20 protein-coding genes and 1 pseudogene are annotated in these 20,267 nt (G+C 66.9%); 13 read left to right on the forward strand and 8 right to left on the reverse strand.

Translation table 11 applies throughout. The features are described 5' to 3' along the window. Window positions 1-16 precede the first annotated feature (16 nt). Window positions 17-1,120: a DUF5914 domain-containing protein gene (locus tag DYE23_RS22690; protein WP_115328237.1), complete on the forward strand. Its 1,104-nt coding sequence runs from the start codon at window positions 17-19 to the stop codon at window positions 1,118-1,120. Here DYE23_RS22690 and idi read toward each other — a convergent pair. Both idi and DYE23_RS22700 read right to left on the reverse strand, forming a co-directional pair. Beyond that, window positions 1,044-1,589: an isopentenyl-diphosphate Delta-isomerase gene (gene idi, locus DYE23_RS22695; protein WP_011892733.1), complete on the reverse strand. Its 546-nt coding sequence runs from the start codon at window positions 1,587-1,589 to the stop codon at window positions 1,044-1,046. The genes DYE23_RS22690 and idi overlap by 77 nt on opposite strands. A gap of 48 nt (window positions 1,590-1,637) precedes the next feature. Continuing rightward, window positions 1,638-2,822 (reverse strand): ROK family transcriptional regulator, encoded by a 1,185-nt coding sequence (locus DYE23_RS22700; RefSeq protein ID WP_115328238.1) that lies wholly within the window; start codon window positions 2,820-2,822, stop codon window positions 1,638-1,640. Window positions 2,823-2,943: 121 nt separating this feature from the next. Between DYE23_RS22700 and DYE23_RS22705 the strand changes: the two genes are divergently transcribed. Further along, a complete protein-coding gene (locus DYE23_RS22705; RefSeq protein WP_011892731.1) occupies window positions 2,944-4,155 on the forward strand; it encodes an MFS transporter in 1,212 nt (403 codons plus the stop codon). Here the strand turns inward: DYE23_RS22705 and DYE23_RS22710 are convergent. After that, a complete protein-coding gene (locus DYE23_RS22710; RefSeq protein ID WP_115328239.1) occupies window positions 4,152-4,610 on the reverse strand; it encodes a nitroreductase/quinone reductase family protein in 459 nt (152 codons plus the stop codon). The two genes, DYE23_RS22705 and DYE23_RS22710, sit on opposite strands and share 4 nt — an antisense overlap. Here DYE23_RS22710 and DYE23_RS22715 point away from each other — a divergent pair. From DYE23_RS22715 to rnhA, 4 genes are read left to right on the forward strand one after another with little or no spacing between them, the layout of a single operon-like run. Continuing rightward, on the forward strand, window positions 4,609-4,983 hold the full coding sequence (locus DYE23_RS22715; protein WP_235660479.1) for a hypothetical protein: 375 nt from the start codon (window positions 4,609-4,611) through the stop codon (window positions 4,981-4,983). The two genes, DYE23_RS22710 and DYE23_RS22715, sit on opposite strands and share 2 nt — an antisense overlap. 60 nt (window positions 4,984-5,043) lie before the next feature. Beyond that, window positions 5,044-5,532, forward strand: coding sequence for a nitroreductase/quinone reductase family protein (locus DYE23_RS22720; RefSeq protein ID WP_115328241.1), 489 nt, complete (start codon window positions 5,044-5,046; stop codon window positions 5,530-5,532). Then, window positions 5,529-6,152: a VOC family protein gene (locus tag DYE23_RS22725; RefSeq protein WP_115328242.1), complete on the forward strand. Its 624-nt coding sequence runs from the start codon at window positions 5,529-5,531 to the stop codon at window positions 6,150-6,152. Before DYE23_RS22720 ends, DYE23_RS22725 begins: the two co-directional genes overlap by 4 nt. Before the next feature lie 34 nt (window positions 6,153-6,186). Then, window positions 6,187-6,642, forward strand: a complete 456-nt coding sequence (rnhA, locus tag DYE23_RS22730) for a ribonuclease HI (RefSeq protein ID WP_011892727.1) — start codon at window positions 6,187-6,189, stop codon at window positions 6,640-6,642. 51 nt (window positions 6,643-6,693) lie between these two features. Here the strand turns inward: rnhA and DYE23_RS22735 are convergent, their stop codons facing one another. Both DYE23_RS22735 and DYE23_RS22740 read right to left on the reverse strand, forming a co-directional pair. Then, entirely contained in the window at window positions 6,694-8,163 is a 1,470-nt protein-coding gene (locus tag DYE23_RS22735; protein WP_115328243.1) for an HNH endonuclease signature motif containing protein, read from the reverse strand. 8 nt (window positions 8,164-8,171) lie between these two features. Further along, the gene (locus DYE23_RS22740) at window positions 8,172-9,353 is read right to left on the reverse strand and encodes an ISL3 family transposase (protein WP_435404807.1); all 1,182 of its coding nucleotides are present in this window, start codon (window positions 9,351-9,353) and stop codon (window positions 8,172-8,174) included. Window positions 9,354-9,447: 94 nt separating this feature from the next. Here DYE23_RS22740 and DYE23_RS22745 point away from each other — a divergent pair. Then, window positions 9,448-10,684: pseudogene (locus tag DYE23_RS22745) on the forward strand (IS256 family transposase). Between the two features lie 17 nt (window positions 10,685-10,701). Here DYE23_RS22745 and DYE23_RS31780 read toward each other — a convergent pair. Next, a complete protein-coding gene (locus DYE23_RS31780; protein WP_272940052.1) occupies window positions 10,702-10,830 on the reverse strand; it encodes a hypothetical protein in 129 nt (42 codons plus the stop codon). A gap of 197 nt (window positions 10,831-11,027) precedes the next feature. Further along, a complete protein-coding gene (locus DYE23_RS22755; RefSeq protein WP_115328244.1) occupies window positions 11,028-11,981 on the reverse strand; it encodes a LysR family transcriptional regulator in 954 nt (317 codons plus the stop codon). Between the two features lie 120 nt (window positions 11,982-12,101). Here DYE23_RS22755 and DYE23_RS22760 point away from each other — a divergent pair, with 120 nt between their 5' ends. The 4 genes from DYE23_RS22760 to DYE23_RS22775 are packed head-to-tail and all read left to right on the forward strand — an operon-like array spanning window position 12,102 to window position 15,967. After that, complete coding sequence (locus DYE23_RS22760) at window positions 12,102-12,977, forward strand: SDR family NAD(P)-dependent oxidoreductase (protein ID WP_115328245.1); 876 nt, start codon at window positions 12,102-12,104, stop codon at window positions 12,975-12,977. A gap of 2 nt (window positions 12,978-12,979) precedes the next feature. Then, the gene (locus DYE23_RS22765; RefSeq protein ID WP_115328246.1) at window positions 12,980-14,131 is read left to right on the forward strand and encodes a sulfotransferase family protein; all 1,152 of its coding nucleotides are present in this window, start codon (window positions 12,980-12,982) and stop codon (window positions 14,129-14,131) included. Between the two features lies 1 nt (window position 14,132). Then, complete coding sequence (locus tag DYE23_RS22770; RefSeq protein ID WP_011892721.1) at window positions 14,133-15,194, forward strand: DUF7064 domain-containing protein; 1,062 nt, start codon at window positions 14,133-14,135, stop codon at window positions 15,192-15,194. Window positions 15,195-15,196: 2 nt separating this feature from the next. Continuing rightward, window positions 15,197-15,967 (forward strand): SDR family NAD(P)-dependent oxidoreductase, encoded by a 771-nt coding sequence (locus DYE23_RS22775; protein ID WP_115328247.1) that lies wholly within the window; start codon window positions 15,197-15,199, stop codon window positions 15,965-15,967. 7 nt (window positions 15,968-15,974) lie between these two features. On the opposite strand, the gene DYE23_RS22780 is transcribed toward DYE23_RS22775, so the two are convergent. Further along, the gene (locus DYE23_RS22780; protein WP_011892719.1) at window positions 15,975-18,275 is read right to left on the reverse strand and encodes an ATP-dependent DNA ligase; all 2,301 of its coding nucleotides are present in this window, start codon (window positions 18,273-18,275) and stop codon (window positions 15,975-15,977) included. A gap of 41 nt (window positions 18,276-18,316) precedes the next feature. On the opposite strand from DYE23_RS22780, the gene DYE23_RS22785 reads away from it, so the two are divergent. Then, window positions 18,317-19,246 carry a carbohydrate kinase family protein gene (locus DYE23_RS22785; protein ID WP_115328248.1) on the forward strand — a complete coding sequence of 310 codons (930 nt, stop codon included), beginning with the start codon at window positions 18,317-18,319 and terminating at the stop codon, window positions 19,244-19,246. Then, window positions 19,246-20,232 (forward strand): non-homologous end joining protein Ku, encoded by a 987-nt coding sequence (gene ku / locus DYE23_RS22790; RefSeq protein WP_115328249.1) that lies wholly within the window; start codon window positions 19,246-19,248, stop codon window positions 20,230-20,232. The genes DYE23_RS22785 and ku overlap by 1 nt, the downstream gene beginning before the upstream one ends. The last annotated feature ends 35 nt before the right edge of the window (window positions 20,233-20,267 follow it).

Below are 20,267 nucleotides of genomic sequence, written 5' to 3' on the forward strand. Positions count from 1 at the left end.
AGAGCCGAGGGATGCGATGAGCGCTCTGGGTCGCCTCACCCACTCGGTGAAGAAGGCCTGGCCGTTCGAAGTCCTGCCGCGCACCGCCTGGGCCCGTCAGTCCCCCACGGTGGGGCAGGCGTCCCCGCAGCTGATCGAGGCCGCGCTGGCCCGCAGCCAGGCCCGGCCCAGCGGCAACTGGTACGTCATCGCTGCGGGCGCGGACGTCGGCGCCAAGCCCGTCGGCGCGACCGTGGCGGGAGCGGAACTGGTGTGCTGGCGTGGCGCCGACGGCGAGGTGCACGCCGGCCCGGCGAGCTGCCCGCATCTGGGAGCGGACCTGTGCACCGGCACCGTCGACCGCGGCCAGCTGGTGTGCCCGTGGCACGGGCTGCGACTGACCGGTCGCTCGCGCCCCGACTGGCCGTCGGTTCCGACGTTCGACGACGGCGTGCTCGTCTGGGCGCGGCTCGACCGCATCGGCGGTGAGGCCCCGACCGAGGCGCCGATCGTGCCGGTTCGGCCCGAGGCCCCGACGATCGCTGCGGTGACGACGCTGCACGGGGCGTGTGAGGCCGTCGACATCATCGCCAATCGGATGGATCCGTGGCACGGCGGCTGGTTTCACCCGTACTCGTTCACCAAGCTCGAGGTGTTGTCCGCACCCGGCGAGGACGGCGACATCCCTGAGGAGCTCGACCGCTTCCTGGTGGCGGTCACGTTCCGCATCGGCCGCCTCGGCGTGCCGGTGATCGCCGAGTTCACCAGCCCCGAGCCGCGCACCCTGGTCATGCGCATCGTCGACGGCGAAGGCACCGGCAGCGTGGTCGAAACGCACGCGACGCCACAGGGTTACGACCGCGACGGCAGGCCGCGCGCCACGGTGACGGAGGCTGTCGTCGCCCATTCCGACCGTCCCGGGTTCGCGCGCGCGATGCGGGTGGCGCCGATGATCACGCCGTTCATGCGGCACGCCGCGAACCGACTGTGGCGCGACGACCTGGTGTACGCCGAGCGCCTGCAGACCGTGCGGGAGCAGAAGGCGTCCGGAGCCGCCGATCTGCTCAGACCGCTACCCGAGCCCACCCGGGGAGACCGGCAGCCTCCAGCAGCGGCACCTGGCTCTGCGCCCACGGACTGATAGCCCACCGCAGCGCGGCGGCCGAGCGCAGGTCGCTCCATTCCACCCACTCCAGGTCCATCACCTCGTCCGGGGCCGGGGACACGGTCCCGTCGATCAGCGCACAGAACACCGGGCAGATCTCGTTCTCGACCGTACCGTCGGCGGCACGCGCCCAGTAGCGGAAGTCGGGCAGTACGCACACGACGTCGGCCAGCGCGGCTCCCAGTTCGCGCCCGGCGCGTCGGTGCACGGCGTCGGTGACGTCCTCACCCGGGGCGGGGTGGCCGCAGAAGGAGTTCGTCCACACCCCGGGCCAGGTCTTCTTGCCGAGCGCCCGACGCGTCAGCAGCACGCGCCCCGACGAATCGAACAGGTAGCACGAGAAACCGAGGTGTAGGGGGGTGTCACCGTGGTGCACCGTGGACTTCGCGGCCGTGCCCACGCTGCTGCCGTCGGGATCGAGAAGAACCACCTGCTCGTCGCTCACCGCACCATTAGTACCCCGCCCGCACGGCGCCGGGGCCCTGCGCGACCCTTACGAAGTTGTGACCAGTGCGTCGACCGCGCGCGGGCCCAGCACCTCGTCGAGCACCATGGTCGCGCTTCCGATGCCTCCACTCCTGTCGCCGAGAGCCGCGGGGAGGACGTCGAGATTCTTGGTGGCCAGCGCGGTCGCGTTGCCGTACAACGTTTCCCGCAGCCCGGCGACGAAGATGTCGTACGCCCCGGCGACGTCTCCGGCGACGACCAGCGCCGCCGGGTTGAGAAGGTTGACCGCCGCGGCGAGCACTTTGCCGACATGCCGGCCGCTGTCGCGGATCAGCCTGCGGGCCAGAGCATCTCCGGTGTGAGCCAGCGCGACCACGTCGCGCAGGTTTTGCACCGTCCGACCGTCCTCGCGGAGCGCGCGCACCAGCGCCCACCCGCCTGCGACGGTCTCCAGACAGCCGACGTCCCCGCACCGGCAGGCCCGGCCTGCGGCGGCCGCGGTCTTGTTGTGCCCGAACTCCCCCGCAGCCCGGATCGAGCCCACCTGCAGCACACCGCCGAGGATGATGCCGGCGCCGAGACCGGTCGAGGCCTTGATGACGAGCAGGTCGTCGAATGCCCGCCCGGCACCTTCGCGCCATTCGGCGAGCGCGATCACGTTGGCGTCGTTTCCGAGCACGACGGGCGCGGGGGTGAGATCGCGAAAATACGGGAACAGCGGTGCACCGTCCCACCCGCTGAGCACCGGCGTGTCGATGCTGGTGCCGCGCACCGGATCGACGGTGCCGGGAAGGCTGAGCCCGACCCCGAAGATCCGGGCGTCCCGACGGTCGGCCTCGCTCAGCAGGAGATCGAGGCGCCCGACGATGTCGGGCATCAAACTCGCCGGACCCTGGCCGGGTTCCTGGTCGATGTCTGCCGTCGCCAGCGCGTCGCCGGCCAGGTCGCACACGCCGAGCCTGGTCCGGCTCCCGCCGACCGCCGCGGTCAGCACGATGCCGGCCGCGGCATTGAAGCGCAGCACCGCGGCGGGCCGACCCCCCGTGGACGGTGCGTGCTGGTCTTCGACCACCAGCCCACGCGACGTGAGCTCACTCACCCTGGCGTTCACCGCGGTCCGGGACAGACCCGAGAGGGCGCCGACCTCAGAGCGCGTCAACCCGCGCTTCGCCCTGATGAGGGCGTAGATGTCTCCCACAGAGGTGGGAACCGCGGTCCTCGGTGACGACACATCCAGAGCATAACTCGGCGCACCTTATGCATTTGAAGTACAGAAGTGAGATTGATGAATACGTAATTGGTCCCTACCGTTGACGCGTGAGTTCTTTCGAGGTGCCGCCGCGGTTTGCGCTGTGAGCGCGGCGGTCGACCAGCAGTCCACTCCGGGCGCGTCCGTGGCGGCGCCCGATCCGGTCGTGCGCCGACTCGCCGTTCTGGCCCTGGCGCTGGGCGGGTTCGGCATCGGCACCACCGAATTCGTGGCGATGGGACTGCTGCCCGACATCGCACGCAGCTTCGATGTGTCGGAACCGGTTGCGGGGCATGTCATCTCGGCCTATGCCCTCGGCGTCGTGGTCGGCGCGCCGCTGATCGCCGCGATCACCGCCCGGATGGCGCGGCGCACGCTGCTGCTGGCGCTGATGGCGGTGTTCACCCTCGGCAACCTGGCGAGCATGCTGGCGTCGTCATACGAAACGCTCGTCGGCGCGCGATTCCTGGCGGGTCTGCCGCACGGTGCGTACTTCGGCGTCGCGGCACTCGTCGCCGCCCATCTGATGGGGCCGCAGCACCGCGCCAAGGCCGTCGCGCACGTGCTGACCGGACTGACGGTGGCCACGGTGCTCGGGGTACCGGTGGCATCCTGGCTCGGCCAATCGCTGGGCTGGCGCGCAGCCTTCGGACTCGTCGTCGCGGTCGGAGTGCTCACCCTGACGGCGCTGGCGCTCTGGCTACCGGTCCAGCTGCGGCTGATGCGTTCCACCAGTCCGCTCACCGAACTCGGTGCGCTACGCCGGCCGCAGGTGTGGTTGGCGCTGGCCGTCGGGATGATCGGCTTCGGCGGCATGTTCGCGGTGTACACCTACATCGCCACCACGATGACCGACGTCGCCGGGATGCCCCGGGCTCTGGTCCCGGTGGCGCTCATGGTGTTCGGGCTCGGCATGTTCTTCGGCAACCTCGTCGGCGGGCGGTTGGCCGACCGTTCGGTCGTGCGGGCGCTGTACCTGTCGATGGGAGCGTTGTGCGCCATGTTGACGCTCTTCGTCGCCGCATCGCACAACCCCTGGACCGCGCTGCTGGCGCTCTTCGGTATCGGCCTGACCGGCTCCGCGGTCGGCCCCGCGCTGCAGACACGTCTGATGGACGTCGCGCATGACGCGCAGACACTGGCGGCCGCACTGAATCATTCCGCACTCAACATCGGCAACGCGACGGGTGCCTGGGTCGGCGGCCTCGTCATCGCCGCCGGGTACGGCTACACCGCTCCCGCCGGTGCCGGCGCGGTGCTGGCGCTGGCGGGCCTGGTCGTCCTCACCGTCTCGGTGGTGCTCCAGAAGCGCTAGCGGGGCGACAGCCTGATGATCGGCAGTTGGCGGTCGGTCTTGGCCTGGTAGTTCGCGAAGAGTTTCGACTTTCGGGAAATGCGGCGCCATGCTCGGGCCCGCGCGTCACCGTGAAGCTGCTCGGCCACCACGTCATAGGTGTGCCCGTCGAGTTCGATCCGGACCCGGTCCGGATTCGCGGCCAGGTTGTAGTACCAGGACGGGTTCTTCGCCGCGCCCGCCGCCGATGCGACGATCAGCCACGTTCCGTCCTCGCCGGGAAAGTACGTGACCGGGGTGCTGCGTTCGATTCCCGTCCTGCTGCCGACGGTGGTCAGTACCAGCGCGAGGGTGCCGCCGAAGAACGTCTTGCCGGCACGCGCGCGCTTGGCAGCCCACGTGTTGATGAGCCGCGGCAGGAATCCATTACCCGGTTGCCGCGCACCACGTGTGCCGTTGCGGCTGGAGAAGGTCATGACGAGATTCTTCCCGAGTTACGCGGCGATTAACGCCGAGTCCTTGCGGGCATTCAGCAGCATGGCATTCAAACTCACCTATTCCGATGGTCAAGAGTCCCAGCACGACGACGACACCGTGTGGGAGATCGACGACGGTGTCCTGAAGCTGGGCCGCAAGAAGGACGAGTGGTCGGTGTATCTGTCGCCGAGCCATTGGGCGGTGCTCGAGCTCGGGGGCGGTGCGTCCAAGGACGACGACGACACGTCCGACAAGAAGGACGACAAGAAGTCCGATGAGGGCACGACGGACGAGAAGGACCGCGACGCCAAGAACGAGGACGACAACACCGACGATGAGAAGAACGGCGACAAGGACGACAAGGACGACTGAGTCCCCGATCGGCACTACAGTCGGAATCTCCGTATCAGGAGATGACGAAGGGGATGTCCGATGGGCGACGCCGTTGCCGAGGCGACCGAAGACAACCGCGGGGACTGGGCAGACCAGCATCTGGCGACCTACCTGAGCTCCGGCGGTGCCCGCGGACACCTGCTGAATCTGGAACAGGCCGGCGGGCGCGCCTTCACCACCCACTGCCTGCTCCGGGTACAGGGCAGGACGTCGGGGAGGACCTACATCAAGCCGCTGATCTACGGCAACGTCGGCGGCGAGCTGGTCGTCGTGGCTTCCAAGGGCGGTGCGGACACCCACCCCGAGTGGTACCGCAACATCCGAGCGAGCGACACCGTGGACGTCCAGATAGCGACCGAAGCCTTCGAGGCCACCTGGCGCGAACCCGATGACGAGGAACGTCACGCGGTCTGGGAGTTCATGACCCATCTCTACCCGCCGTACATCACCTATCAGCAGTCGACGAGCCGACGAATCCCGTTGGTGATGCTGGCAATCGGGAAGCCGATCGACGTCTTCACAGCGTGACGGCCGCGGTAGCCCTCACCGGACTCGACGTCGGTGATTCTCCGCAGTCCTGGGCGCACGCCGGGTTCGAGGTGGACGGCGCCGTCTGTGCGGTCGGCAGCGTCGGCATTCGATTGCGAGGCGACGGCAACGACATGATCGGCTGGTCGTTGAGTGGACCCGCGAGTGCACCCGCTGACATCGACGGCGTGCCGACGTCGCGGTCGCCCGCCGCTGCCCGTTCCGTCGCCAACCATCCCAACGGCGTCGCCGCCATCGACCACGTCGTGCTGATGTCGCCGAATCTGGATCGCACGGTTCGAGCTCTGTCCGCGATAGGCGTCGACCCGCGCCGGGAGCGGGACGCCGAGATGGGCGGCCGGGCGATCCGGCAGATCTTCTTCCGGTTCGGTGAGGTGATCGTCGAGGTCGTGGGCGCACCCGGCGCTGCCGGCGACGGTCCGTCGTCATTGTGGGGAATCACGTTCACCGTTGCCGACATCGATGTCACGGCGGCTTTCTTCGGAGACCGCACAGCACCGGTCAAGGATGCGGTGCAGCCGGGCCGCCGGATCACGACGCTGCGGCATCGGGAGCTCGGTATGTCGGTCCGGACGGCGTTCATCTCGGCGAGCCGATGAGCCGCGGTCGACACCGGTTGCCTATTCTCGGCTCATGAGCGACGTCGTGGTCATTCACACCGACGGAGGATGCCGACCCAATCCCGGACCCGGTGGTTGGGGGGCGGTGTTGCGACAGCGTCATCACGTGCGCGAGATGTGTGGCGGCGAGCCGGCCCAGACGAGCAACAACCGGATGGAGTTGACCGCGCCGATCATGGCGCTCGAAGCACTCACCCGGCCGGTGTCGGTGCATCTCTATACGGACAGCACCTATGTCCGCAATGGCATCACGAAGTGGGTGCTCGGCTGGGAACGCAACGGCTGGATGACCGCGGCCAAGCAGCCCGTCAAGAACGCCGACCTCTGGCGTCGGCTTCAATCGGCATGTGCGCGACACGAAGTCGAGTGGTTCTGGGTGAAAGGGCACTCCGGCGTCGCCGACAACGAGCTCGCCGACGTGCTGGCGACCCGCGGTCTACAGGAAGCGCTCGCGGCTTCGGTTGTCTAGTCGCGGAGGCCTCCTGCGGGGCGCCCGCCAGAACGTATCAGGCGGGCGACCTCAGGCCGCCTCACCTTCGGGTGGTGCGGGTCCGCCGGGTTCGCCGGGATCGTCGGCGGGTCGCGATGCCTGGGAGTCGTTGTCGCCCAGCGGTTCCGGGTCTTCGGGGCGTAGGAGGCGTTCGGGGCGGTGGTAGGTGTTGACCCGGGCCTGGCCGGTATCCAGGCCGGGTGGCGGGATCCATTCCACCTCGCAGCGGTCGTTCATCCGGGTGGTCCAGCCGCCGTCGGTGACCGAGCGGTTGTCAGGCCCGCAGGCCAGGCCGAGTTCATCGATGTTGGTGTTCCCGCCGTGGGCGTAATCGGCCTCGGCGTGATGAACCTGGCAGCCGTAGGCCCCGACGGTGCAGCACGGCTTCGTGCAGCCTCCGTCGCGGGCGATCAGCATGACCCGTTGCGCCGGGGACGCGACACGTCGGGTGCGGAACAGATCCAGCGCGGAGCCGGTCGCGCGGTCGAAGACGGCGAGGTAGTGATTGGCGTGGCCGGCCATCCGGATCACGTCGCGGATCGGGAGTTTCGTCCCGCCGCCGCTCACGCCGATCCCGGCCCGGGATTCCAGGTCTTGCAGGGTGGTGCGGATGATCACCGACACCGGTAACCCGTTGAGTTGTCCGAGCTCGCCGCTCATCAGCGCGATCCGCCCGACGGCCAGCAGGGCGTCGTGCTGACGCTGCGCCAGACTGCGGTGATCCCCGTCGATCTGCGCCTGGCTCGGGGTTCCCGACGTGCACGGTCGCTCATCGTCGGGATTGCACATGCCCGGTGCGGCGTACTTGGCGAAAATCGCCTCCCACACCGCGCGAGCTTCTGGGGTCAGCTGCCCGGTGAGCGCGCTCATCGCCTCGGCGCCCTGTCGTCCGATCGAGACGCCACGCTTGCGGCCCCGCTCCGCATCATCGGGCTCGGGCCCGTCCTGATCCAGCAGAAACAGCATCCGGTCGGCAGCATCGTTGAGTTCCTTCGGTCCGTGACCGACCGCGGTGCGGACCAGGTTGACCTCGAACTGCTCGCGGGTCGCGACATCGACCCAGCCCGGGAGTTTCTTGACCGCTTTGCGGATGACCGCGACATGCTCGGCGTTGATCAACCCGCGGGCCTGGGCGATCGCGGTCGCCGCCAACTGCGGCGGCAACGCCGGACCCGTCAGCGACGGGCGCGGCGCCAACAGCGCCGCATCGGTCAGCCGGCGGTGGGCTTCTGATCCCGAGATGCGCCACCGCACCCGCAACACCTCGCTCCAGTTCTTGGCGCCCATCTGCTGCGGGGTCCCCTCGGCCTGCAACCGCGCCAACAGCCGATGTCCCACGGCGGGCAGCTGACACGACAGTTCTTCGAGCTCATCGAGCGCCGCGACAAGATCGGGCCGGGTCAGCAGCTCGATCTCACACGCGGCGACCTCGTCGAACGCCGCCCGCAACACGGCGATCCTCGTCTGCAGGTCCCCACCCGACATTCCTCGAACATACATGCGGCTACTCAGGTTCTCGTGGGTAGTTTCACCTGCAGTCCGCCGAGGCAGAGGTAGATCATCGAGGTGAGTGTTTCGGCGGTGTGGTGGCCGTAGCCGCGTGCGTTGATGAGGCGGATCTTGGCGTTGATACTCTCGGCGAGAGCGTTGGAGATGCCGAGTTCGATGGCGGCCAGGATGCCATCGAAGTAGACCGCGAGTCGTTTGCCGAGCGCGACGAATGCGGGGATGCGGCAGCGTTTGGCAGCGGTGATCCAGGCCTTGAGCAGTGCACGGGCGACGCCGGGTTGGTGGTCGTAGCGGTAGAGATCGCGGGCCTGTTCCTTGAGGGCCCATGCTCGTCCGACTCGTCGATTCTGCTTGGCGATCTGGTTGACCAGTTCGCGTTTGGTGTCGGTGAGTCTGTTCTCGCCGGTGCGTAGCGCCCATCGGGTGGTGCGCCATTGCGCTGAGGACATGTGGACTTTGTCGGGGCCGGCTGCCGCCTCGGAGAAGACGGCGTCGAGGGCGCGGTTGATCCATCGCATGATGTGGAAGCCGTCAAAACAGATGATCGCCTCGGGCACCTTCGAGCGAGTGGCGCCGATATAGGGCTTGCTGACGTCCATGCTGACGGCTTGGATCTGCTTGAGCATCGAATCAGGTTGAGCTGTATAGAAATCAGTCAAGGATTGCTCGCTGCGGCCGGGTCGGATGTTGACGACGGTGCCGGTATCGTGGTCGCCGATGATGGTCAGATAGCGGTGCGGGTGTCGGTAGCAGATCTCGTCGACACCGATCCGATACAGCGTCTGCAGGCGCCGCTTGTCGAGCAGTTCGGCGACGCCGCGGTTGATGATCGCGGTGACCGATTCCCAGGCGCAGCGCATCAGTGTCGAGACGGTGGTGCGGTCGCTGCGTTGGGCCAACCACAGCACCATGTCTTCGAAGTCGCGGGTGAACCTGGATCCGGGCCGCGCCCAAGGCACCGCTTCGGTGATGACCCCGCAGTCCGGGCAATTCAGGCGGCGGATCTCATTAACCAGCCATAACCGCTTGACCCCGAGATCGAGGTGGCGCCAGCGTCGGCGACGGCGGTCATAGACGCTGGGCTGGCGTTTGCCGCACGGGCAGGTCAAGAGACGGGCAGTAGGGCGCAGGGTTACTTCGACGGTTGCGTCCAGCAGAGTGGTGTATGAGTCGGACCTGATTAGCGGTACCGGCGTGTCGTAGCCGACTGATTGAGGGTCATCGCGTGATTCTTCGAGGGACCCGTCAAAGTCACTCGAGCAAAGGAACCACGCGATGACCGTTGCCCAGAATATCGACCTGCCCACCGTGCTGGCCGAACGACTCACCACCACACATCCCGACGTGCTGCGCGAGCTGCTCGCCACGTTCATCCACACCCTGATGGGTGCCGAAGCCGACGCCCTGTGCGGCGCCAGCTACGGCGAACGCAGCACCGAGCGGACCAACTCCCGCAACGGCTACCGGCACCGCCAATTCGACACCCGCGCAGGCACATTAGATCTCGCGATCCCGAAGCTGCGCCAGGGCTCCTACTTCCCGGACTGGCTGCTGGAACGCCGCAAACGCGCCGAGCGGGCCCTGACCACCGTGGTCGCCACCTGCTACCTACTCGGTGTCTCGACGCGGCGGATGGACAAGCTCGTCGAAACCCTCGGCATCACCAGCCTGTCGAAGTCGCAGGTGTCGGTGATGGCCAAAGAGCTCGACGCCGCCGTCGAGGCCTTCCGCACCCGACCGCTCGATGCCGGCCCGTATACGTTCGTCGCTGCCGACGCCCTGGTGCTCAAGGTCCGCGAGGGCGGCCGGGTCGTCAACGTGCACGCGCTGATCGCGGTCGGGGTCAACGCCGAGGGCTACCGCGAAATCCTCGGCATCGATGTCACCACCGCCGAGGACGGCGCCGGCTGGCTAACGTTCTGGCGGGCTCTGACCGCCCGCGGCCTGTCGGGGGTCCAAACTGGTCACCAGCGACGCCCATGCCGGGCTTGTCGCCGCGATCGGCGCCACGCTGCCCGGTGCGACGTGGCAGCGCTGCAGAACCCACTACACGACCAACCTGATGGCGGTGACCCCGAAGTCGTCGTGGCCCTGGGTGCGCACCCTGCTGCACTCTGTGTTCGACCAGCCTGATGCTGAATCCGTTGCTGCACAATATGACCGGATCATCGACGCCCTGGACGACAAGCTACCTACGGTCGCCGATCACCTCGAAGCGGCACGGCCGGATCTGCTGGCGTTCACGGCGTTTCCCAAACAGATCTGGCGCCAGATCTGGTCCAACAATCCCCAGGAACGGCTCAACAAGGAAATCCGCCGGCGCACCGACGTCGTCGGTATCTTCCCCGACCGCAACGCCCTCATCCGCCTCGTCGGAGCCGTCCTGGCCGAACAACACGACGAATGGGCCGAATCCCGGCGCTACCTCGGCCTCGACGTCCTGAGCAAATCACGCACAGTCAACGACACCCCGACCGAACAGGAGGCCACCCCGGCGACACTGACCGCCTGAACCATCACCTCGAAGAATCACACGACGACGTCGTACACCACGTCCCTGGACTTGACCACTTCGACATCACGTTCACCGATGACGACATCGGTCACCGATGCCCCCGGGATCGCCAACAGACGGTTAAATGCAGTACTGACGCGCACGTGGGTCGTCCTCGCGGTTGAGGTTGGTGTGGTAACCCCGAAACCTAGAGGTTCGACCACGTGCGCGTCCTTCATCTCGGCGCTGACACGCCGAAACCCTCACCGCACCAACCGAAAACACTGCTGAACAGCAGAAACGCGCCCACTAGAACACTAGGAGCGCCACATACATTCGACCACCGACAAATTCGGCCCCCTCACACCCGCCTCGGACTCCACGGCTCGGGCGACAACAGATCGGCCCTCCACGAGCCGGACCTGATGAGCGCGGCGATCTCCTCGCGCAGCGCATTACCGACCTTGACGACGAGCTCCCGCGGAAGATCGAGCTGCTCGGTTGCGGCCACCCCGAGCTGCTGGGTCAGCACGGGTTCACAGATCCGGGAGTATCTGAGCCGCGACTCCGCGAACTCGCGGCCGCACGCCGACAGCGGCAGCACACCGTAGGCGAGGCCGGATTCGATGAGGCACACCATCACTCGCGTGGAGTCGGTGGTGATCCGGTAATCGATGGTGACCTTCGCGCGCAGCGCCGCGTTGTAGAGCGCCTGACCCAACCCCGTCGTCGAACGTGGCACCACCAGGGGCAGTTCGACGAGATCGGCGAACTGGAGCGGCTTTTCGGGCTCAAGTGGAGAGTCAGGTCCACCCACGAGGACGAACTCCTCGGTCAGGATCTCCCGGTAGAAGACGCGGTCGTCGGGAACCGGGTTGATGAGCGCGATGTCCACCGAACCCTTGAGCATCGCCTCGACGAGATGATCGGTGCTGCCGACGGTCACGGCGAACTGAGCGTCGGGAAAGGCCGAGCCGAGTCGTGTCATCAGCGGCGCGGCGAGCACGTCGATCGCGCTCTCAGGAATACCGATGAGCATCGCGCGTTTGAGGCGGGCCAGCGGGGAGGCCGCGTACTGGACGGCCAGCTCCAATTGGCGCAGTGGCGCGGCGGTCGAAGATCGCAGACGCTCACCGGCGTCGGTGAGCTCGACACCGCGACGGTTCCGCCGGAACAGGGCGACCCCGAGATCCTCCTCGAGCAACTGCAATTGACGACTCAATGCCGGTTGAGCCATTCCCAGCAGACTCGCGGCCCGGGTGATCGACCCTTCTTCGGCGATCCGCAGGAAGTACTTCAACCGATGCGTGTCCATCGCTCCGACACGGTAACAGCCATCGAATTCGAGTATGGCTGAGCTGCGAAATCGGTATTACCTCCCACACCGGATCCCGACCTAGTCTCGCCTGAGAGCCCCTCCACGAAAAGGACGTCGATGACGACCCACAACGATGCCGAGGCCATCGCAGCACTCAATCTCGACCGACTGCCGCACCACATCGTCGGCAAGCGGGTCACCGAACTGATGGACCTGAGCGGGAAAAAGGCGTTCGTCACCGGTGCGGGAGGCGACGGCCTCGGTCACGCGATCGCCAATCGGCTGGCCGGTTCCGGCGCCGACATCGCGCTCGTCGGGCGAACCCGCGAACCGCTGGAGCGACGGGCCGCGGAGATCGCGCAGCGGTGGGGTGTCAACACCTACCCCGTCCAGGCAGACATGTCGAAATGGGATCAGATCCACCGCGGCGTGGCCGAAGCGCACGACAAGCTCGGCCGGCTCGACATCATGATCAACAATCCCGTCATGGTGGCCGCCGGCCCTTTCGAGAAGCAGACCAAAGAACAGATAGACCTCACGGTGCTCGGAAGCCTCACGATGATGATGTACGGCGCGCATGCCGCGCTCGAATACCTGCTGCCGCAGGGCTCCGGGGTGATCATCAACATCGGATCGGTGGGCGGCCGCGTGCAGCAGCGCGGCTTGACCGTCTACAACGCCTGCAAGTCCGGGGTCATCGGATTCACCCGTAACCTCGCCCACGAGGTCGCGCCACGGGGTGTCAACGTCTTCTGCGTCGCACCCGGCATCATGATCAAGGAGCAGATGAAGCAGTACCTGTTCGATCCGCAGGACGATCAACAGCGGGCCGGCCGTGCGGCGATCATCGAGTCCATCACCCATCAGGTGCAACTCGGCCGCGCATCACTTCCGGAGGAGGCCGCGAACATGGTGGCGTTCCTGGCATCCGAGGCGGCCAGCTACATGTGCGGCCAGACCATCGATGTCGCCGGCGGGCAGTGGATGGGCTGACGATGGCCACTGTCAACGACATTCAGGATGCCGCCGTCGCGCAGACCGGCCTGGACGACTTCGGCGACGACTCCTACCGCGAAGGGTTGGAGATCCTGTTGGCGTCGCTGGCCCGAGAGGCGAAGCTCAACGCCCGCGGCGAAGGGTTCCTCTATCCCCGCATCACCGGTTACCTGGCACAGCGCCTGCAGGTCGAGGACTGGTACCGGCGACACCCCGAGATCGACGACGTGCCGATCGCCGCCCCGCTGATCGGAATCGGGCTGCCGCGCACGGGATCCACGGCGTTGTCCGCCCTTCTGGCCCAGGACCCCGACGTGCGCTATCTGCGTAAGTGGGAGTCCAGCCAACCGTGCCCGCCACCGTCCAGCGTCGAGGGCGCCGACCCCCGCATCCCGGATGACCCCAAGGGAGAGATGATCGGCACGCGGTATCACGTGCCGACATCCACCCACGGCCCGATGGAATGCCACGAGTTGATGGCGCTGAACTTCGCGTCGCACCTCTTCCAGTCGTTCGCTCACGTCCCCGGCTATTCGGAGTGGCTGATCGAGCACGCAGACATGCGATCGACACTGGCCTACGAGAAGCGGGTGCTGAAACTGCTCCAGTGGGGTGAGCCCGAACGGCCCTGGCGGTTGAAGTGCCCGTCCCACGTGTTGTGGTTGGACGCGGTCGACGCCGCTTTCCCCGACGCGCGATACGTGATGACCCATCGCGATCCGACGGATGTGATCCTGTCCGTCGCCGATCTCTACGCCGACATCATCGCGTCGTTCACCGACGATCTCGACCGTCCCTCCATCGGCAGACTCAACGTCGAGCACTGGTCGCTGGGCATGGCACGGACGGTCGAATTCCGCGCCGCCGCAACCGGTGATCGGTTCTACGACATCGACTTCCGCGCGATGCAGTCCGACCCCGTCGGGGAGGTCACCGGACTGTACTCGTGGTTGAGAGCACCGGTCAGCGACGAGTTCGCCGGCCGGATGCAGAGTTGGTGGGCGCAAGCGGCAACCGAACGGGAGCCCAGCTCGCACGCCGATGCGGCGGAGTTCGGGCTCGACCTCGACGCGGTGCGCCCGCTTTTCGCGGACTACGTCGAGCACGCCGCACAGTGGACCGCCCACGACACACCGACTGCGAGGACCTGACATGCCCGTCGATCTGACCGGTGGCATCGACCCGCGCCGCGAGTTCGTCTTTGCGGAGTGCCCCGACGATCCCGAGATGCGTGACTCGGTGAGCTTCTGGACCGTGGACGACCGAGGCCGAATCGGCCTGCCGCGCATCGGGATCGAGGCGGTGGCGGCCAATTGGGACAATCACGAGATCCAGATCAACATCGCGTTCCCGGACGGGCGGGTCTATCGACTGCGCGGCGCGGGACCGTCGCTGGCGCCGCAGGGACCCGACGGCACGCCGACAGTCCTCGGTGCGGGCGGACTGGCCTTCCGGTGCGTCACACCGTTCGACGCCTGGACCATGACCTACGAGGGGAAGGCCGTGGCGACGTCGTCGGCGGATCTGGTCACCGGAAGGTCTGACGGCCCCCTCGTGGATGTCTCGTTCTTCGTCGAAGCCAGGATGGCCGTGCCACCCTGGGTTCAGGGCGCCCTGCAACCCGATGCCGCGGAACGGATCGGCACTTCCGTCGAGGGCGAGCTCATGGGCGGGCCACGGTACGAACAGCTCTATCGCGCCACGGGATCGGTCACGATCGCCGGGGAGACCGAGTCCTTCACCGGCACCGGTCTGCGGATCCGGCGGCAGGGCGTACGCCGCCTCGCCCAATTCTGGGGGCACGCCTGGCAATCAGCGGTCTTTCCCAGCGGGAAGGCGTTCGGGTACATCGCGTACCCGCCGCGACCGGACGGGCAACCGACATTCAACGAGGGTTACATCTTCACCGGTGACGGCGGCCTCATCGCAGCGCGCGTCGTCGAGGCACCGTGGCTGAAGCGTCTGCAGGCACTGGGCGAAGACGTCTCACTGACCTTGGAGACCGCCGACGGCACCGTGCACATCGAAGGCGAAACGGTGTACTCCACGCACGACATCCACCACGACGACGACACCTATTCCGTGCGGGAGATGAAGAAGGAGAACCCGAAATTCCCAGCGCTGCAACAGGCCGGAGTGCGGTACCGCTGGGACGGCGAAGAGGCCTACGGCATGCTCGAGCGCTCGAGCCCGCTCGAGCAGATCGAAACCTAGCCGTGCGGGGCCTCACCGGAAAGACCTTCATCATCGCGGGCGGAGCCACCGGAATCGGTGCGGGTACCGCGAAGCGGCTCGCCGACGAGGGCGCGAACGTGGTGGTGGGTGACATCGCCATTGCCGCCGCGACGGCGACGGCAGAGAAGTTGTGCGCTGTCGGGGCCCGCGCCATCGCCGTGGAGTTCGACCTGGCTGACGAATCCTCGGTCCGGCAGTTGGTGGAGCACACGATCACCGAGTTCGGTTCTGTGGACGGACTTTTCAACGTCGGCGCGGACCTATCCCCCGAGACCAACGGCAGCGACCTGACCATCCTCGACACCGGTCTCGACATCTGGCAGCGCACCCTCGACATCAACCTGCTGGGATATGTGCGCACGATCCGCGCAGTGCTACCGCATCTGCTCGAACAGGGATCCGGCAGCATCGTGAACACATCGTCGGGCGGCTCGCTGGGCACCGACCCGATGCACGTCGCTTACAACGCCTCCAAGGCGGCGGTGAATCAACTGACCCGCCACGTCGCGAACAACTACGGGGCCAAGGGTATTCGCAGCAACTGCGTCATGCCCGGCCTGGTCTGGGGTGAGACCCAGGAGAAGGCGAACCTGGAACCGCTGCGCGAGATGTTCGTCGCCGCCGCCCGTACCACCCGGGTCGGTCGTCCCTCCGACCTCGCGTCGATCACCGCGTTCCTACTCTCCGATGAGGCCGAGTGGATCAACGGTCAGTGCTGGTACATCGGCGGCGCGTCTCATATGAGGCAGTAAGCCGCGGCTACCCCTCCCACCGAACATCCTCGGGAACCTTGTCGTCGCGCAGACCGCGCCAGCTCGCCTGCCGCAGACGGCCGTCGGACGTGCGCTCGCTGTAGCGCACCTCCCCCACCAGTTCCGGCCGCACGAACGTCACCCCCTTGGCGTCCTGCTTGGGAAGCTCTGCCGCGAAGGGTGATTCGTCGGTGCGCAGCGGCTCCAGAGTCTTCTTCAACGACGCCAGCTGCTTGTCGGTGAACCCGGTGCCGACACGTCCGACGAAGTGCAGTCCGTCGTCGTCGGGCACTCCGAGCACGAGCGCCCCGATCCCGCTCGTGCGCCCACCTTCACCCTGGCGCCACCCGCCGATCACCACTTCCTGGGTGTTCCAGATCTTGTCCTTGATCCAGGCCGAGGACCGCCGGCCCGGCTGATACGTGGAGTCCCGTTTTTTGGCGATCACGCCCTCCCACCGCTGAGATCTGGCGTACTCCAGCGCCTCGGGCCCGTCCCCCTCAAGGGCGGGTGGAACGATCAATCCTCCGCCTTCGGCCAACGCCTCCAACAGCTTTCGCCGATCGGTATACGTGGCCTTGGTCAGCAACCGGCCGTCGAGGAACAGGATGTCGAACGCCCAGAACTCGACCCGCGTCGACCGGGCCCGGTTCTGCATCTCACCGAAACTCGGAACCCCGTCCTCGTCGAGCGCCACCGCCTCCCCGTCGAGAATCACGTGATGGTCGGCCAGGTCGGCGGCGAGCGCCTTCAACTGCGGGTATTCGGCGGTGACGTCACGGCCCCGCCGAGACCGCAGCGTCAGCTTGCCGTGGTCGGCGTCGACCAGGAGCCGATAGCCGTCCCATTTCCCCTCGAACGCCCATTGGCCCCTGGTGAGTCGCTCCACCGATCCCTCGGTGGTCAGCATCGGCGCCAGGTCGGCCGCGGTCGGCTTCTGCTGGTCCTTCATCCGGTGCGCGAGCCAGTTCTTGCCGTCGGTCTGGATCAACGCGTACCGGCCCTCGATCTTCTGACCGTGCAGCGTGACGATCACCTCGCCGCCCTTGGCCGGTCCATCGGGCGGGTTGTCGCGGAACTTCTCCGTCTCGTACGTGCCGGTATCCCAGATGTGGACCTCGCCGCCGCCGTACTCCCCTTTCGGGATCTCGCCGGCGAAGTCGATGTAGTCCATCGGATGGTCTTCGGTGTGCACCGCAAGGTGATTGACCGACGGGGTGTCGGGAAGGTTCTTCGGTACCGCCCAACTCACCAGGACACCGTCACGCTCCAGCCGGAAGTCGTAGTGCAACCGCCGCGCATGGTGCTCCTGGATCACGAACTTGTCGTTCGCGCCGGTCTCGGGCGGCTCAGCGGGCACCGGCTCCGGCGTCTTCGTGCGGTCTCGCATGCTGCGGTAACGGGTGAGCTTGTCGGTGGCCGGCAATGGCGGGTCGAGGTCGGCGAGCAGGTCACCGTCGCGCTCCAACCGGTCGAGCACCTCGTCGAAGGTCAGGTGACGCAGGTCCGGGTCCTCGATCTCATCCCACGTCCGGGGAGCGGCGACCGTCGGACGTTCCCGTCCACGAAGCGAGTACGGCGCGATCGTGGTCTTGTTGCCGTTGTTCTGACTCCAGTCCAAAAACACCTTGCCGTCGCGCAGGCTCTTGGTCATCGTCGCGGTGACCCGCTTGGGCATGCTCTGCTCGAGCTGTTGCGCCACGCGCTTGGCGAGCACCGACGCCCCGCGGGAACTGATCGGGTCCTCCAGCGGGACGTACAGATGAAGGCCCTTGCTTCCGCTGGTCAGCGGGAACGTCGTGAGCCCGATGTCGGTGATGAGCTCGCGCACCTCGTGGGCGACCTCGCAGAGCTGACGGAACGTGACACCCTCGCCGGGGTCGAGGTCGAACACGATCCGCGTCGCCGGCCCCGGCTTTCCGTCCCCGCCGTCAGCCGCCCCACTCTGCCCGCCCCGGGTGAACCGCCACTGCGGAACGTGCACCTCCAGCGCCGCCTGCTGCGCGATCCAGGCCAGCCCCTCGACGGTGTCGATGACCGGATAGGTGGTGGTGCCGGACTTGTGCGCGATGGTGCCGCGGTCCAGCCAGTCCGGCGCCGACGACGCGAGCTGCTTCTCGAAGAACGACGACTCCTCGACGCCGTTCGGCCACCGCTTACGTGTCACGGCACGTCCGGCGATGTGTGGCAGCATGCCCTCGGCGACATTCACGTAGTACTCGAAGACCTGCGCTTTGGTGGTGCCGCTGGCCGGATACAGCACCTTGTCCGGGTTGGTCAGCTTCACCCGGTCATAACGGTCCACCACAACACGGTATTACCCACTGTCGGCGCGGTAGCGTCGAAACCGTGCGGGCACTTGTCATCGGTGAAGCGCTCATCGACATCGTCGAACGCGGCGACGAGGTCACCGAACATGTCGGCGGCAGCCCCCTCAACGTCGCCGTCGGCCTCGCCCGACTGGGGCGCGACGTCGACTTCCTGACCCACATCGGCACGGACGACCGCGGGAGGCGCATCGCCGAGTACGTCGAATCCTCAGGGGTGCACCTGGTTCCGGGAAGCACCGCGGCCCCGCGCACCGCCACCGCCCGCGCAAAGCTCGACGCCGCCGGCTCGGCGAGCTATTCATTCAACATCGAGTGGGCGCTCACCGGAACACCGGAAGTCGCACCGCCACTGGTCGTGCACACCGGGTCGATCGCCGCAGTACACGAACCCGGATGTCTGGCCACCAAAGCCCTGATCGACGCGTATCACCTGTCGGCGACGTTCACGTTCGATCCGAACATCCGGGCGGCGCTGATCACCGACGCCGATGCCGCCCGGTCACGCATCGACCGACTGCTGGAGCAAGCCGACGTCGTCAAGGCCAGCCACGAGGACCTGCACTGGATCGACCCGACCCGCACGCCCGAACAGGTCGCGGCGGCATGGCTGGCTCTGGGCCCCGCAATCGTCGTCGTCACGTTCGGCGCGGACGGCGCGCTGGCGATGTGTGCCGCCGGATCGGTGCGGGTACCTGCGGGCAATGTGCACGTGGTGGACACCGTCGGGGCGGGCGACGCGTTCATGACCGGACTCATCGACGCGCTCTGGTCGGCGGATCTGCTCGGCGCCGACCGCCGACACCGCCTGGCCCGGATCGACGTCGACGCGCTGACCACCGCCGTCCGCGCGGCGACCCTGACCTCGGCGCTCACCGTCGCCAAATCGGGCGCCGCCCTGCCCGATCGTGTCGAACGCGATACCGCACCCGCATCGGACATACTGAGCTGATGCGGTCCATCTGGAAGGGTTCCATCGCGTTCGGGCTGGTCAACGTCCCGGTCAAGGTGTACAGCGCCACCGAGGACCATGACATCAAGTTCCACCAGGTCCACGAGAAGGACAACGGCCGCATCCGCTACAAGCGGGTCTGCGAGGTGTGCGGCGAGGTGGTCGAGTACCGCGACATCGCCAAGGCCTACGAATCCGACGACGGCCAGACCGTGATCATCACCGACGACGACATCTCCACACTGCCCGAGGAGCGCAGTCGCGAGATCGAGGTCCTCGAGTTCGTCCCGGCCGCCGACCTCGACCCGCTGATGTACGACCGGTCGTATTTCCTGGAGCCCGAGGGCAAATCAACGAAATCCTATGTGCTGCTGGCCAAGACGCTGGCGGAAACCGACCGGGTCGCGATCGTGAACTTCGCGCTGCGCAACAAGACCCGCCTCGCCGCGCTCCGCGTCAAGGACTTCAGCAAGCGCGATGTGATGGTGATCCACACACTGCTGTGGCCCGACGAGATCCGTGACCCCGACTTCCCGGTGCTCGACAAGGACGTCGACGTCAAGCCCGCCGAGCTGAAGATGGCGAGCCAGGTCGTGGACTCGATGACCGACGACTTCAACCCCGATCGCTACCACGACGACTACCAGGAGCAGCTGCGCGAACTCGTCCAGACGAAACTCGAAGGCGGCGAGGCGTTTACCACCGAGGAGCAACCGCAGGAGCTCGACGAGTCCGAGGACGTCTCCGACCTGCTGGCCAAGCTCGAGGCGAGCGTGAAAGCGCGCAAGGCACAGAGCTCGGGCAAGTCCTCCGATTCCGACGACTCGGACGACTCGGACGACTCGGACGACTCGGACGACTCCGACGAGAAGGACGACAAGCCCGCGAAGAAGGTCCCGGCCAAGAAGTCGGCCGCGAAGAAAGCTCCGGCGAAGAAGGCCGCCAAGAAGGCTCCCGCGAAGAAGGCCGCGGCCAAGAAGGGTTAGTCCCTCCGCGTTCTGCGCCGAGATTGCGTTCCCGC

The organism is Mycolicibacterium gilvum (assembly GCF_900454025.1).
Taxonomy (GTDB): Bacteria; Actinomycetota; Actinomycetes; order Mycobacteriales; family Mycobacteriaceae; genus Mycobacterium; species Mycobacterium gilvum.

Excerpts from the sequence above, each read along its gene's own strand:
- DYE23_RS22760 (WP_115328245.1), top strand. The coding sequence starts at position 12,102 with ATGACGACCCACAACGATGCCGAGGCCATCGCAGCACTCAATCTCGAC.
- DYE23_RS22715 (WP_235660479.1), top strand. The coding sequence starts at position 4,609 with ATGACGAGATTCTTCCCGAGTTACGCGGCGATTAACGCCGAGTCCTTG.
- DYE23_RS22720 (WP_115328241.1), top strand. The coding sequence starts at position 5,044 with ATGGGCGACGCCGTTGCCGAGGCGACCGAAGACAACCGCGGGGACTGG.
- DYE23_RS22710 (WP_115328239.1), bottom strand. The coding sequence starts at position 4,610 with ATGACCTTCTCCAGCCGCAACGGCACACGTGGTGCGCGGCAACCGGGT.
- rnhA (WP_011892727.1), top strand. The coding sequence starts at position 6,187 with ATGAGCGACGTCGTGGTCATTCACACCGACGGAGGATGCCGACCCAAT.
- DYE23_RS22755 (WP_115328244.1), bottom strand. The coding sequence starts at position 11,981 with ATGGACACGCATCGGTTGAAGTACTTCCTGCGGATCGCCGAAGAAGGG.
- ku (WP_115328249.1), top strand. The coding sequence starts at position 19,246 with ATGCGGTCCATCTGGAAGGGTTCCATCGCGTTCGGGCTGGTCAACGTC.
- DYE23_RS22765 (WP_115328246.1), top strand. The coding sequence starts at position 12,980 with ATGGCCACTGTCAACGACATTCAGGATGCCGCCGTCGCGCAGACCGGC.
- DYE23_RS22735 (WP_115328243.1), bottom strand. The coding sequence starts at position 8,163 with ATGTATGTTCGAGGAATGTCGGGTGGGGACCTGCAGACGAGGATCGCC.
- DYE23_RS22770 (WP_011892721.1), top strand. The coding sequence starts at position 14,133 with ATGCCCGTCGATCTGACCGGTGGCATCGACCCGCGCCGCGAGTTCGTC.
- DYE23_RS22690 (WP_115328237.1), top strand. The coding sequence starts at position 17 with ATGAGCGCTCTGGGTCGCCTCACCCACTCGGTGAAGAAGGCCTGGCCG.